The organism is Geitlerinema sp. PCC 7407 (assembly GCF_000317045.1).
Taxonomy (GTDB): Bacteria; Cyanobacteriota; Cyanobacteriia; order PCC-7407; family PCC-7407; genus PCC-7407.
In genome coordinates this window covers 2008812-2022384 of record NC_019703.1, presented here as the reverse complement: position 1 = coordinate 2022384, position 13573 = coordinate 2008812, and the positions used below count along the sequence as shown (strand labels likewise).

Below are 13573 nucleotides of genomic sequence, written 5' to 3'. Positions count from 1 at the left end.
CAACCTCCTCCAAGACGCTTAGAGCCCCCGATCGCCAAAAGGCGTGAGCCTTCGCCCACGCCTTTTCGAGACTGTCTAATTGAGAGGCGATCTCATTGAGAGGCGATCGCCCCCAATCAGCCTAGTCTCGGCCGTTGATAGCAATCAGCAGCCGCAAAATGAAAATGAACAGGTTGATATAGGTGAGGTACATCGACAGCGCCGCCGACAGGTACTGCTCATCGCGGTAAGCCCGGGGCAGCACATAAAAATCAACCACCGCAGCGCCCGTAAACAAGAACACTCCCACCCCAGAGATCGCGATCTCCAGCCAGGTAGGGTTGTAGCCCCCAAAGACGGTGAACAAAATCTGGCCAACCATCGCAACCAGCAGCGCAATGATGCCCATCTGCACGGTTTTGGCCAGCGCCAGACCATCTTGGTCCGACAAATTGGAGCCCACTTGGCGGCCAAAGATAAAGGCGGCCCCGCAGCCCAGCGCCGCAATGCCAACGCCCTGAATGCCGACCCCAGCAGTCCCTAGGGCCACAAACAGCAGGCCGCTCAGGGTATAGCCCGACAGCAAGCTGTAGGTCGCCAGCAGGGGCAGCGCCATACCGTTGTTGGCCTTCTCGGCTACGTTGCGCGCCACAAAGAACAAAATCAGCTCCAGCACCAGCGCCCCGAAGAACGTCGGCATGAAGAGATCAGGGTTGTTGCGGATGACTTGGAGGCCGCCAAAAGCACCTGCGGCTGTCAGCACCAAACCACCGCCAACAAAAGGCAACGCCTTGGCAATCACATTAGGGCCAATCAGAGACTGATTGCGCGCCTCTCGAATGGCTGCCCGGAAGTTGCTGGTGTTACTCATGGCCAAATCCTTGACTAGCGAAACATCAACGAAAATGCAAAAACGCTCTCTCAAAAGCGTTTCTCACCCTTTCATTGTCGCCCACGTCGCTAGTTTTGCCAGGTTTACCAGATTTGCCTGAGAGAGAGGGGCGATCGCCCCTCTCTCTCAAGTTCCGTCTCCGACAAATTCCAAAAATAAAAGGGACGAGCATCCCCGTCCCTTCCACTGCGCCTGAGCGCTTCTCTCTGTTCTCACGAAGATCTCACAGAAGCTGTGAGGGCGATCGCCTTTGTCCCCCTAGAGGGCAGCGGCCACACCCTTACCGAAGAACTTCGGCGGTTCTGCCAGCGTGTAGACCTCCGTTTCAGCGGCGATCGCATCCCGCACATACTTAGGTGCCTGGAGCATCCCCAGGAGAGCCGTCCCGTCCAGCAGACGGAAGCCCCCCGTCGTCTTCTCCGCCAGCAGTTGATCCACCTCCGCCGGATCGACCTGACCAGAGAGCGGCCGCGCCGACCCCAGCACAAATCCCCAGGGTGCCGGATAGCTCGGCACATAGGTCAGGTAGTGGTGAGTATGCTCAAACACCGCCTGAGTCGTCTGGGCCAGCCGCGCGTACAGCGTATAGTCCACCGGCGTCACCGATCCCGCCTGCAGCACAAAGATGCCCTCAGGCGAAAGAACCCGGCGGATCTTCTCGAAATACTCCCGCGTAAAGAGCTGGAACGACGGACCAGACTCAATGGGATCAGACAAGTCAGAGAAGACAATATCCCACTGCTCCGTGGACTTATCAAGATAGTCCAAGGCATCCCCGATCACCAGCTCCACCCGAGGATCATCAAACGCACCCTGGTGCATCTCCGGCAAATGCTGCTGGCAAGCCTTGACAACATCACCGTCAATGTCCACCATGACGACCCTCTCGACCGTCTTCCAGCGCAGGGCTTCTCGAATGGTCGCCCCTTCACCCCCACCCAAAATCAAAATGCGGCGGGGAGCCTGGTGATAGATCATCGCAGGGTGTACAAGCGCCTCATGGTAGAGAAACTCATCTCCAGTACAGGACTGCCACTTGCCATCGAGCACCAGAGCCTTGCCATAGGCTCCCGTCTCAACAATGTACATCTCCTGATAAGGTGTTTTGCAATGAGCTAGAACCCCGGTAATCCCGTGGGCATAGATATCCCAAGGCGTGCTGTACTCGCTTATCCAGAAATCTGCACGTACTTCGGTTCCTGACATGATGCCGCCTCCTCAAGCGTCGTTCTGTGGGCATTTCGCACAGCTCCATCTACCGGAAGCTGGGCACCTCGGACTTCAAGTGCCGGCCTCGGCGTCCGTCGGGGCAGTTTGCAGTAGCCGTGCTGCCCTGCTTGGAACGCTTGGACGAGAAACCGACAGGCAATTTCTGGGTCTGTATGATGACCACAGGTGAACACATCCACTGCTGCATAGCCATTTTCAGGCCATGTATGCATGGAGATGTGAGATTCAGCGAGCAGCGCAAGGGCCGTAACGCCTTGTGGGTCGAACTGGTGCGCCAGTTCTCCCAAAAGGGTGGCTCCTGCTTCTTCGGCGGCCCGACGCAGAGAGTCTTTGATAAACTCAACGTCGTTTAGCAAGTTGGATGGACAGTCATACAGCTCAAGGATGCAGTGTATTCCAACTGGAGCTAGTGACCTATCCCCCAATTGGCCAGATAGTAAATTCAACATTTCCATCTATCCCCTAATTGGCCAGATAGTGCAAAACACAAAACAGAGATAGTTCATAACACAAAATAGAGACCAAAGAAATGGGACTAGTCCTGATATCGGGCCAATCCTTTCTCAGTGTGGAAGGACCAATGTACAGGCTGCCTCTTCAAGAAGACCGAAATGCTTAACTTTCGGGCATTTCAGCCTATGTTCACGATCGCCAAAATTCGCCGTAAAAATTTTTGTATTTTTAGCTAGAAACTCATACCCTCGGGTCTCGAAGGATTGATGGGTTGGGGCTAAAAGGTCGCAAGCGATCGATGGATGGAATCGCGGCTCTCAAAATCCCAGGGCGCGATCGCCCCAAGCGCCCTCACGCCTAACCGCAAACAGGCGCATCCCGTCCTCAACCCCGATTTGAAACCCGAGGAAGCATCGTTAAACCTTCTATCAAACAGAAAAGATAATTTTTTCCCTAGTCCTGGGGCAGCAGCGCCAAAATCTGCTCCACAAACGCCTGGTGATCCACCACTGGCTTGGAGATATAGCCATCAGCCCCGCTCTGCTGCAAGAAATGCTCGCGATCGCCCTGCATCGCGTGGGCCGTCACCAAAATAATCGGCAGCTGAGCCGTCTTCTCATCCGACTTCAGCATCTGGGTGATCTTGATGCCGTCGACTGGGCGCCCCTGATACATGCTGCGCGACAGCGACACATCCATCAAAATAATGTCCGCCCCACCTGCCTGGGCGATCTCCATCACCTCTTCCACATTTTCTGTGTGGCGAACCGACAAACCGCCTCGCTTCGTGAGAATCTTCGAGAAGACGCGAGCATTCACCAAGTCATCTTCCACGATCAAAACGGTCTTCATAGTCATTTCCTTTGAGCTCAGTATCCTAAAGTCGTTGCCCGCAGTCTCGGGAACCCCATCCCACAATAAGATTTTTCCGCCCAACGAGCACCCTCACCCTAGACCAGTTTCTCAAGCCAGAGGCCACGGGCTTTCATCCCACCAGCAAGCCTTCCCTCAAGATTCTTTCTGACATTTTCAGCGGTGCTGAGCCGCGATCAGGGCTTGATTGAGCGCCACTCCCTTGTTTCCAGTCCTGTTCAGCAGGGGCCTGGGGAGCGCTTTTGGGGCGCACGGGCTCAAAGCAGTCCCTGATCCTCGATCTCATCTGTCGGCAGGTACTCTCACACCGCCCAAAAGGCCAGAGCGACCGAATACTAAGCATGCTAGCTTTATAGAATATAAGTACTATTTTCCAGATCCCAGACAGAACCACCCGTCCGAAAGGGCGATTCATCACGCAGGGTGGTACCAAATTCGGCAGTGGCTGGAGTACTTTGACAAGGAGGATAGCAAGGCCGCTAGCAGCGATCCCCGCCATTCACACAGCCCAGATCTCCTCTTGACCGCAAGGGTCTGACACACTCTCAGAGCTGGCTTGACCGTCTTGTAAGACCGCGTTGCTGCCCAAAGCTTCTCTAAGAGCTGGCAACCCAATGGCCACAACGCTTCTCAAGACAGAGCCTCGACCTGGTCGAGAGATGGGGTTGGTCGGTACGCTAGATCGCTGGAGGGAAAATCCTGCGCGCTTTGGCCGTGGGAGTGTCAAGCTAAACCTTATTGCTCTTGGATATCAGACCATTCGGTCGCAATCAGACACAGCTAGGGAACAGAACGCATGGCAGATCAGCTTAATCTTTTGGGTGAAGGACAGGTCATTCCAACCGCGCTGCACACAGAGATGCAGCAGTCCTACCTTGAATATGCCATGAGCGTGATCGTCGGGCGGGCGCTGCCTGACGTGCGAGACGGCATGAAACCCGTTCATCGGCGAATTGTGTACGCCATGCATGAGCTGGGTCTCACCCCCGATCGCCCCTACCGCAAGTGTGCCCGGGTGGTGGGCGATGTTTTGGGTAAGTACCATCCCCACGGTGATCAGGCCGTTTATGACGCTCTGGTGCGGATGGTCCAGGACTTTTCGAGCCGCTACCCGGTGCTGGCGGGCCACGGCAACTTTGGCTCGGTGGACAATGACCCGCCGGCGGCGATGCGCTACACGGAAACTCGCCTGGCGACGATCGGCCACGAGGCGCTCTTGGGGGGGATTAGCGAGGCGATCGTGGAGTTTATCGGCAACTTCGATAACTCCCAGCAAGAGCCGGTGGTGCTGCCAGCCCAGCTGCCTTTTTTGCTGCTCAATGGCTCGTCGGGCATTGCGGTGGGCATGGCGACCAATATTCCGCCTCACAATGCCGGGGAGGTGATCGACGGGTTGATTGCCCTGATCGATCGCCCAGAGCTATCCGATGACAAGCTGTTTGAGCTGATTCCAGGGCCAGATTTCCCGACGGGGGGAGAGATCATTGACCGATCGGGGGTCCAGGAGGCCTATCGCACGGGTCGGGGCAGCATTCCGGTGCGGGGGGTGGCGTCGTTTGAGGAGATTCAGCTGGGCCGCGGGCGCCATCGCCGACCGGCGATCGTGGTGACGGAGCTGCCGTTCCAGGTCAATAAGGCGGGCTGGATCGAGAAGATGGCGGACTTGGTGAATCAGGGACGCCTGGAGGGCATTTCGGATATTCGCGATGAGAGCGATCGCGACGGAATGCGGGTGGTCATCGAGCTCAAGCGCGAGGCCAATCCGCAACTGGTTCTTAACCAGCTCTACAAGCTGACGCCGCTACAGTCGAATTTTGGGGTGATCTTGCTGGCGCTGGTGGACGGGCAGCCCCGGCAGCTCTCGCTGCGGGAGATGTTGCAGCATTTTCTCAATTTCCGGGAAGAGACGCTGGTGCGCCAGTACAGCCACGAGCTGGAGGAGGCGGAGAGCCGCGCCCATCTGGTCGAGGGCCTGTTGGCGGCCTTGGACAATCTTGACCGGGTGATCGACATTTTGCGACGGGCGCCTGATGGTACGACGGCTCGCCATCAGCTTCAGGCAGAGCTGGGCCTGAGCGATCGCCAGTCGGATGCGATTTTGGCGATGCCGCTGCGCCGGCTGACGGGCCTAGAGCAGCAAAATCTGCGGCGGGAAGCGGAGACGCTGGGCCAAACAATCCAAGAGCTGCAAGGGCTTCTGAGCGATCGCCGTGAGCTGCTCAAGGCGCTCAAAAAAGAGTTGCGGGCGCTCAAGCGCAAGTTTGGCGATCCGCGACGCACCCGCATTCCCCACCCGGAGGAGCTAGCGGCAGAAGCGGAGATGCTGGCGGAGATCGTGGAGGAGGCGATCGCCGAAGAGGAGATGGTCCTGGAGTTTACCCATCGCGGCTACGTCCAGCGGCGATCGCCCAAAGCCTTTCAGCGACAGCAGCGCAGCGAAGCTGAGGCGGGCGCCATCCAGGAGCTCGACAGCACCGACGATTTCACCGTGCAGACGGTCCAGGCCCGCAGCAACCAAGAACTGCTGGTGCTCACCCGCGGCGGCAAGGCCTACACCCTAGACGTGGGAGATATTCCACCCACCACCCGTCGCTCCAAGGGAACGCCGGTGATCGCGCTCCACGAGGCGCTCCAGGGCGACCCAGACGCCATTGTCAGCCAAATCGTGCTGCCCGACGACCTGAGCGATCGCTACTTGATCATGCTGACCGCCCAGGGCCGGATCAAGCGGCTGCCCCTGAGCGACTTGAGCCGCCTCACCAGTCGGGGTCTCACCGCCCTCAAGCTCAAAGACGGCGACGAGCTCGCCTACGCCATCGTGGCCCAGGCGGGCCTACAGATGGTGCTGGCCACCTCCGGCGGACGCATGCTGCGCTTCCCCATCGACGACGAGCAGCTCCCCATCATGGGCCGCACAGCCCAGGGTGCCCCTGGCGCGCGTCTGCGTCGCCAGGAGCGCATCGTGGGCTGTGTGGCGGTGCCCGCAGGGAGCAAGGTGATACTGATGACTGAGCGGGGCTACAGCAAACGGCTGCCCATCGAGACCCTCCGCCTGGGCAATCGCGGAGACATTGGCATGCCGGCGCTGCAGTTTGAGAGCAAAACCGATACCCTGGCCAGCATCATCAGCGCCACGGAGGGGCCAGTGCTGATGGCGCTGACCAGCGGCGATCGCCTGCTGCGCTTGCCCGTCGACACTATCCCCGTCGGCAACAAAGCAGAGACCGGCGATCGCGTGATCCAGACCAAGCGGGACGAGCGAATTGTCTGGCTGGGGGCGATCGCCCCCAGCCCCTAGCCGATCTGCCTAAGCAACGTGGTTTTAGTGGTTTTAGGAGATCTTGTAGGCCCCGGTGCGGAGATTGTAGGTCAGCCCTAGCTCCGCCCGACGGCCATTAAAGACATCCGTAAAAACACGCTTGACCACCGGATTTTGCACCGCGCCATCCTCAAAATAGGCATGGGACCGGCTCACCCGATCAGCATCCGTGAAATCCAGATACACCGCGTTGGTCGCATCCAGGTTCTGAACCCAGTGGCCGAGTCGCGCTTTTTGATCTTCGCCCGTCTTTAGGCGAGAGGCAGCCAGCGCTACATCGTCCTCATTGATGGTGATGTAAAGGCGATTGCGATATTGCACCCGATTCACCCACGCCGCGTGAGCCTCATTGTTCACATCCGCCGCCAGCAGCACAATATTGTCAAACAGCAGCGTCTCGCCCTGGTAGATCGTCGACTCCATCAGCCGCTTAAACAAATAGCAGCCCATGCTGTAGACCGCCAAGTTAAAGCACTGATCGCACGCTTTGTCAGCATGCTTGCGCAGATAGGACACCAGCTTTTCAAAACAGCGATCGAGGGCATTGACCGACAGCGCTGCATCCCGGCGATCGCTGCGATAGCCAAACGTCCCCAGCCCGCCCCCATCCGAAGGCCACGTAAACAGCAGCACCTCCACGCCATAAAGCGTTTCGAGCCGCAGCCCAGCCTCGAGAGCCCCCTGAAAATCGGTATTAAAGCCATGCACAAAAAAGAGGCAGTTGCGCTTTTGCTCCCGCATTCGCGCCTGCCCCTGCAAAAAGGCGTACTCGCTGGCAAACATCAGTTCGCCCTCGACCTCTATTTGATCCGGCAAAATCTCGACCTGCCACGAAGCGCCCACTTTGCGCGCCTCTGCCAAGCGCAGTTCATTGGGTCCCCGTTCATTGAAGTGCTCCCCAAATCGACGCTCCGGCGACTCATCGGGCTGCAAATTTCGGTTCGTTACGACATACATAGACTTTGATCAATCCCTTTGGACATTCTCATTGGATATACACAGGGACGCGCTCAGGGAGAGTGGTCTAGCGCTGCGATCGATCGGGCTTTTCGCAACAAAGTCAGGACTAGGCCTTGTAACTACACCCTTGACAGTCAAAGATAGGACTTACGCAGCTAGCAACGGGTGGGGGATTTGCGTCTCCCACCCAACCTTTCACCACTCGGCAATTTCTGCTGTACAGCACCGGCGATCGCCGGTAAGGTGTCCAAGAGCAGGCTGCGCATTGGACGCCCTCTCAATCCAGCAGAAAATTGAGGCCTAGCCTGATCATCTAACTGAGCATCCTCAGCATCTCTTCTCTGTAGCGAATATTTACCACCGTGGCACAGGTCGTTCTGGAAAACGTTTACAAAAGCTTCTCGGCTCGGCGGGGCGAAGGAAGCCCAGAGTCCAGCGCTCCCGGCGTTCCGCTTCTCGAACCCGGTCTGGGCGCCCAGGACAACAGCCAGGCTCCGCGCCACGGCGTCAGTGTCCTGCGCAACATTAACCTCACCGTCCAAGACAGCGAATTTATGGTGCTGGTTGGCCCCTCGGGCTGCGGCAAGAGCACGCTGCTCCGGCTGATTGCGGGCCTCGAAGCGCTCACCGGCGGCAATATTTGGGTGGGCGATCGCCTCGTCAATGAGCTTCCCCCCAAGGCACGCGACATTGCCATGGTCTTCCAGAGCTACGCCCTCTATCCTCACCTGAGCGTCTACGACAACATCGCCTTCGGCCTGCGCCGCTGCCAGCCACCCGGCGATCGCCCCTCCAGCGACCAAGCCCGCCCCGAGTGGCTAGAGCGTCTCCTCGTCTCCAGCACCCGGACCTTGCCCAAGCACCTGCGCTACTGGTCCGCCCAGGAGCGCGCCGTCGACGAGCGCGTCCGCACCGTCGCCCAGATGCTGCAAATGGAACCCCTGCTCAACCGGCTACCCAAGCAGCTCTCGGGCGGCCAAAAGCAGCGAGTCGCCCTCGGGCGCGCCATGGCCCGCAACCCCCAGGTCTTCCTGATGGACGAGCCCCTCTCCAACCTCGACGCCAAGCTGCGCAACGAAACCCGCGCCCAAATCGTCAATCTCCAGCGAGAGCTGGGCACCACCACCATCTACGTCACCCACGACCAAACCGAAGCCATGACCATGGGCGATCGCATCGCCGTCATGAACGCCGGCCAGATCCAGCAGGTCGCCGCGCCCCTAGAGCTCTATCACCAACCGGCCAATCGCTTCGTCGCCGAATTTATCGGCTCGCCGCCCATGAACTTCCTGCAAGTTCAGCTCAAGGCTCCCCTACTCATCATCCACCCCCAGTTTCGCCTCACCCTCCCCGACATCTGGGAGCCCGTCATCCAGCGCTACGACGGCCAGTCTCTGCTGCTCGGCATTCGCCCCGAGCATCTCAGCCTCGGCGTCCCCGCCCCCAAAAATCTCCTGGTGAAAGTCCAGCGTGTCGAAGCCCTCGGCAGCGACACCTATCTGTCCGCGCTCTTGGTCGGCGCCAAGCCAACGACCCAGGAAACCACCGTCCTCCAGGCTCGCATCGAGCCCGATCGCCGGACAGCCCTGGGCGAAGAAATGTGGCTCTCCCTAATGCCCGACAAAATTCATCTCTTCGAGCTTGAGACAGGCAAAGCCATTTATCCAAACCATCCAACCCGCTCAGGGGCCATGCTCTAGAGCCCCAGCTAGCCCTCCAGCCAGCGTTTGTAACAAATCATTGCAGCAAAGCATTAATCTTGTTACATTCTTTAATAAAGCAGTCGGGTATTGTCGCTCAAGCGGTCGAAAGACACGGTCACGATGCTCGGTATCGGGGCTTCCGGAGCAAAGTATTCATTAGGTTCACTCCCGCAGCGCTTGACGCGAGAGTCAGCCCAGCCCAATTTTTGGCCTAGTGCCTTAATAGGCAAGTGTCTTTGCTTTCCGCTAGTTCACTGCTAACTCGTTAGATCTCCCTAAACTTCGATAGTTCTGCAAAAAGCAAGCATCGAAAGTCCATGCCACTCCTTGCGGAGTGGCATTTTTTTGAGAGAGATCTTGGGCTGGATACCCGCTTCAGCGACAGCTCAGATCAAAGCTACATACCCAAAAAACAAGGGTAGAGGAGCGATCGCCCCTCTACCCTTGTTACGCGTTGTTCTTACTGATTCCCGACTGAGTCCTTAGCGGATATATTCCTTCAGGACACTGTTGCGGTTGGGGTGGCGCAGCTTGCGGAGGGCCTTCGCCTCAATTTGACGAATCCGCTCCCGCGTCACGTTGAAGATCTGGCCAATTTCTTCCAGAGTCTTCATGCGGCCGTCGTCTAGGCCGTAGCGCAGACGCAGCACGTCACGCTCGCGGGGGCTCAGGGTGCCGAGCACGCTCTCGAGATCCTCGCGCAGCAGGTTCTTCGAGACCTGATCTTCGGGCGTTTCACCATCGGACTCGATAAAGTCGCCTAAACGCGAATCCTCTTCTTTACCGATGGGCGTCTCAAGAGAGATCGGCAGCTGAGCCGACTTCGCAATGAAGCGCAGCTTCTCGATCGTCATCTCCATGCGCGTCGCGATCTCTTCCTCCGTCGGCTTCCGGCCCATTTCTTGGGACAAGAGCTTGGTGGTCTTCTTGATGCGAGAGATGGTCTCGTACAGGTGGACCGGCAGACGAATCGTCCGGGACTGATCGGCGATCGCCCGCGTGATTGCCTGGCGAATCCACCAAGTCGCGTAGGTCGAGAACTTGTAGCCCTTCTCGTGGTCAAACTTCTCCGCCGCCCGGATCAGACCCAAGCTACCTTCTTGGATGAGATCTTGGAACGACAGACCCCGGTTCATGTACTTCTTGGCGATCGACACCACCAAACGGAGGTTCGACTGCACCATCTTGTCCTTCGCACGCCGCCCCAAGTGAAGGCGATGGCGGAACGCAGGCAGAGCCATATCGACTTTTTGCGCCCACTCAGCGTCCGTCGGCTCTCGCTCGAGCTGCTCCGCCAAATCCGCCCGGATACGCTCTAGCTCCAGGAGATCCGCAATTTTCCGAGCCAGCTCGATTTCTTCGTCCGCTCGCAAAAGGCGAATTCGGCCGATTTCTTGCAGATAAAGCCGGATGGAGTCTTCTGTATAGTGCTTCTTCTTTGCTTGGGCTTTGCGACGGCCAGAGCGGGCCTTTCCAGCCTTAGCGCCATCTCCGTCCTCATCTTCGATTGGGACTTCACCGTCTTCGTCTTGGCCCTCCAAAAGGAGCCCCTCTAGCTCCTCGGGTTCATCAACTAAACCCAATTCAGACTGCTCCATCGTTTCGAGTACGTTGTTGGCCTGGGTCATGCCGCGTTCCTCATGCTCCTTCAGCTAAAGAATTAAAAACATTTGCACTAATATGCTTCTCCATCCAACCAAGCTTCCTCCGGACAATTGGAGACAGCCAAGTCAATGGTCAGGTTGAAATCAGAGAGATGCACTACCTCTCGAACTTGGCACCCATCGATGCACTTTTACCCCAACTAGTTGCAAATCTTATGTAGGTCTTCACGATTGTAGCTTTTCTCACAAAAGTTGCACCCTAGCGAGTCACAAAAGTCCCGTGGCAGGCCGGTAGTCGAGTATTTTGTATATCTCCAATTTCATCATTACCCTCAGGCTAAGCTGCCTATCAGGAGACAGGGGGACCAACCTAGAAGCTGATTATCGTAACTGATGTTTCTAGTCACTAGGTTTGGCATTTTCTCCCTTTTTGTCTCGCGGTCCTTATGCGGTTTTCCCATCGCGGTCAATCTTCATAGTGAGATTGGGCGAGGGACCACAGGAACTCTACCGGTGCTTTAGGTAGGGCAGACTGGGGTCAACGCTGTCCTCTTTGGGTTTCAGGGATGAGGCCAAGTAGACTGGCTTGTTTGAGGCAGAGAGTTTTGTGATTCCGTTAGGCGGACTCTGCCAAGAACCAGTGAGAAAATCTCCATTGCCTGCCTGAATTGACGTTGAGTGACGAAGCGTTTGAATATCTTCTACTGTTGTACGTTAACTCAATTTTTTTGGGTGCGACAGATTTTTTTAGAGTTTTTCAGAGAATTTTTTATTATTTTGCTTAGAGTTGGTTCACTATCCGATGGAGGCGTCTAGACACCTCAGCCATTTTTCTGAAAAAGGGCTAATTTCTGTCCATTTTAGCGCTGAAGAAGCCTAAGAAATTAATATCTCTAATCGTTTTTCGGCTAGGTGATTATTTTTTTATTTAATTAAGGAAGCGGTATTTTCCAGCGAAAACTTTAGAGAAAGTGAACAGTTGTTTACACTTTCCTCATTTTGGAGGGAGAAAAATATTGAGTAGTGTAGCGAAAGGCGAACTAATGTTCTAATATCGACGGCGGGCGATCGCCTGTGAGGGCAGCCCATCTCCATGGATTCGAAGCAGTTTTTGGCGGCAGCGGTCTAGCAAAGCCCACGCTTTCAAGGGTGGGATGTGGCGTCGATTAGCAGCTGTTGGCTGTCGAGATCGACCCTGAGTCGACCAGACAGCAAGTCTTGAACCAGGGGATTGCGGAGATCAACCCACAGCGAGCAGTGATCTAGGGCGTGGGTTAAGACTACCGACATCCCGCGACGAATCAGTTTGCAGCCCGCTTGGTACAGATAGACGCGATGATCAGCAGGAAATTCGCCAATGCGGCAGTACAGTTCGTTACGAAAGTACATTCCCTGCTGCATGGTGTTATCAAACCAAAAGTTAAAAACAAATACCTGATTTTCAGGAATGAACTTTGGCAGCACTGGAAATTTTTGGGGAAATAGAATAAAAGTTGGGGTCATCGTTTATGACTCTGCACACTTGCACGCGCCAACGGTCTAGGAAGAGTAGATAAATCGCGGGCACGGCGATCGCCCTCTTTCTCGCAGGATCACAAGACAGTAGGGAGAACGAATTTTGGGTCCCTGACGCCTTTGAGGAGGCTTCAGGACATCGAAGCGATTGGAGTACAGGCCGCACCCAGCCTAGCCTACTTGCCCGACATGGGGAGAAAAATTCAATGCTTTGGCGCAGATTTCTGAGTATTTCTGCGGAAAGCTGGTTAGACAGCTTTGAAAGGCAATGTCCGTAGTATGCCTGATTTCACTCTAGATTCAAGCCTTTGAAGGCTTTTCTTGACATTTTTGGCTCTCCAAGAGGCGAGATTCCCACAGATCTTCTACGGTTACCCACTCATAGCCTTCTGCTTTGAGCTTGGTAATTACTTGATCAGCTGTGGCTGCGACGTCGGTACCGCCGAAGGGGCCGTCGTGCAGCACGATCAGAGAACCGGGCTGGGCTTGGCGCAAAACACGATCGACGGAGCGATGAACGCCGGGCTCGACCCAGTCTTCGGGAACGACGCTCCACATCACAGGACGATAGTGCCACTGGTGCAAATACCGGAGGGTCGCTGGCGTAAAGACTCCGAGCGGTGGGCGCACGTCTCGCACTTGGCGCTGAACAAGTTCTAGGTCCCACTGACAGGCGTGGGCGATCGCGCGCTGCGTTTTTTCGAGGCTGGCTTTGAGGTCGGGGGGCGAGAGGCGGGGGAAAGCCCGATGGGTGTAGCCGTGTAGGCCAATCCAGTGACCTTGCTGGTAAAGTGCCTGGGCGACGGCGGGCGATCGCTCAACGCATGCGCCGAGCCAAAAGAAGCTGGCTACGACATTGTGACGCGCCAAGACGTCGAGCAGCGCAGGGGTATATTTCGGGTGCGGCCCGTCATCAAAGGTCAGGGCTACGACGCGTCGCTGAGCATCACCGGTCCACAGACACTGGGGAAAAAGGGGCTTGAGCACTCGGTGCAAGACTGGATAGAGAGGCGCAAACTGCATAGACACAGAGACATAGTTGCAG

General features: G+C 56.6%; 10 protein-coding genes and 1 pseudogene. 3 read left to right on the top strand and 8 right to left on the bottom strand.

Annotation, left to right across the window (positions count from 1 at the left end):
* Positions 1-121: 121 nt before the first annotated feature.
* The 4 genes from GEI7407_RS08515 to GEI7407_RS08500 all read right to left on the bottom strand — a co-directional run bounded on the left by GEI7407_RS08515 (position 122) and on the right by GEI7407_RS08500 (position 3406).
* Entirely contained in the window at positions 122-850 is a 729-nt protein-coding gene (locus GEI7407_RS08515; protein ID WP_015171739.1) for a Bax inhibitor-1 family protein, read from the bottom strand.
* Between the two features lie 279 nt (positions 851-1129).
* The gene (locus tag GEI7407_RS08510) at positions 1130-2077 is read right to left on the bottom strand and encodes a methyltransferase domain-containing protein (protein WP_015171738.1); all 948 of its coding nucleotides are present in this window, start codon (positions 2075-2077) and stop codon (positions 1130-1132) included.
* The gene (speD, locus tag GEI7407_RS21925; protein ID WP_190274197.1) at positions 2041-2550 is read right to left on the bottom strand and encodes an adenosylmethionine decarboxylase; all 510 of its coding nucleotides are present in this window, start codon (positions 2548-2550) and stop codon (positions 2041-2043) included. Before speD ends, GEI7407_RS08510 begins: the two co-directional genes overlap by 37 nt.
* 457 nt (positions 2551-3007) lie before the next feature.
* Entirely contained in the window at positions 3008-3406 is a 399-nt protein-coding gene (locus tag GEI7407_RS08500) for a response regulator (RefSeq protein WP_015171736.1), read from the bottom strand.
* Between the two features lie 817 nt (positions 3407-4223).
* Here GEI7407_RS08500 and gyrA point away from each other — a divergent pair.
* Entirely contained in the window at positions 4224-6725 is a 2502-nt protein-coding gene (gene gyrA / locus GEI7407_RS08495) for a DNA gyrase subunit A (RefSeq protein WP_015171735.1), read from the top strand.
* Between the two features lie 33 nt (positions 6726-6758).
* On the opposite strand, the gene GEI7407_RS08490 is transcribed toward gyrA, so the two are convergent.
* Positions 6759-7703 carry an alpha/beta hydrolase gene (locus GEI7407_RS08490; protein WP_015171734.1) on the bottom strand — a complete coding sequence of 315 codons (945 nt, stop codon included), beginning with the start codon at positions 7701-7703 and terminating at the stop codon, positions 6759-6761.
* A gap of 563 nt (positions 7704-8266) precedes the next feature.
* Between GEI7407_RS08490 and GEI7407_RS21980 the strand changes: the two are divergent.
* Both GEI7407_RS21980 and GEI7407_RS21975 read left to right on the top strand, forming a co-directional pair.
* Positions 8267-8695 (top strand): annotated as a pseudogene (locus GEI7407_RS21980) (ATP-binding cassette domain-containing protein); the annotation flags it as partial.
* Between the two features lie 18 nt (positions 8696-8713).
* Positions 8714-9406, top strand: a complete 693-nt coding sequence (locus GEI7407_RS21975; RefSeq protein ID WP_396229532.1) for an ABC transporter ATP-binding protein — start codon at positions 8714-8716, stop codon at positions 9404-9406.
* Positions 9407-9891: 485 nt separating this feature from the next.
* On the opposite strand, the gene rpoD is transcribed toward GEI7407_RS21975, so the two are convergent.
* From rpoD to GEI7407_RS08470, 3 genes are all read right to left on the bottom strand, one after another.
* Entirely contained in the window at positions 9892-11037 is a 1146-nt protein-coding gene (gene rpoD, locus GEI7407_RS08480; protein ID WP_015171732.1) for an RNA polymerase sigma factor RpoD, read from the bottom strand.
* 1119 nt (positions 11038-12156) lie between these two features.
* Positions 12157-12516 (bottom strand): hypothetical protein, encoded by a 360-nt coding sequence (locus tag GEI7407_RS08475; protein ID WP_041268345.1) that lies wholly within the window; start codon positions 12514-12516, stop codon positions 12157-12159.
* Positions 12517-12828: 312 nt separating this feature from the next.
* Positions 12829-13551 carry a polysaccharide deacetylase family protein gene (locus GEI7407_RS08470; RefSeq protein WP_015171731.1) on the bottom strand — a complete coding sequence of 241 codons (723 nt, stop codon included), beginning with the start codon at positions 13549-13551 and terminating at the stop codon, positions 12829-12831.
* Between the last annotated feature and the right edge of the window lie 22 nt (positions 13552-13573).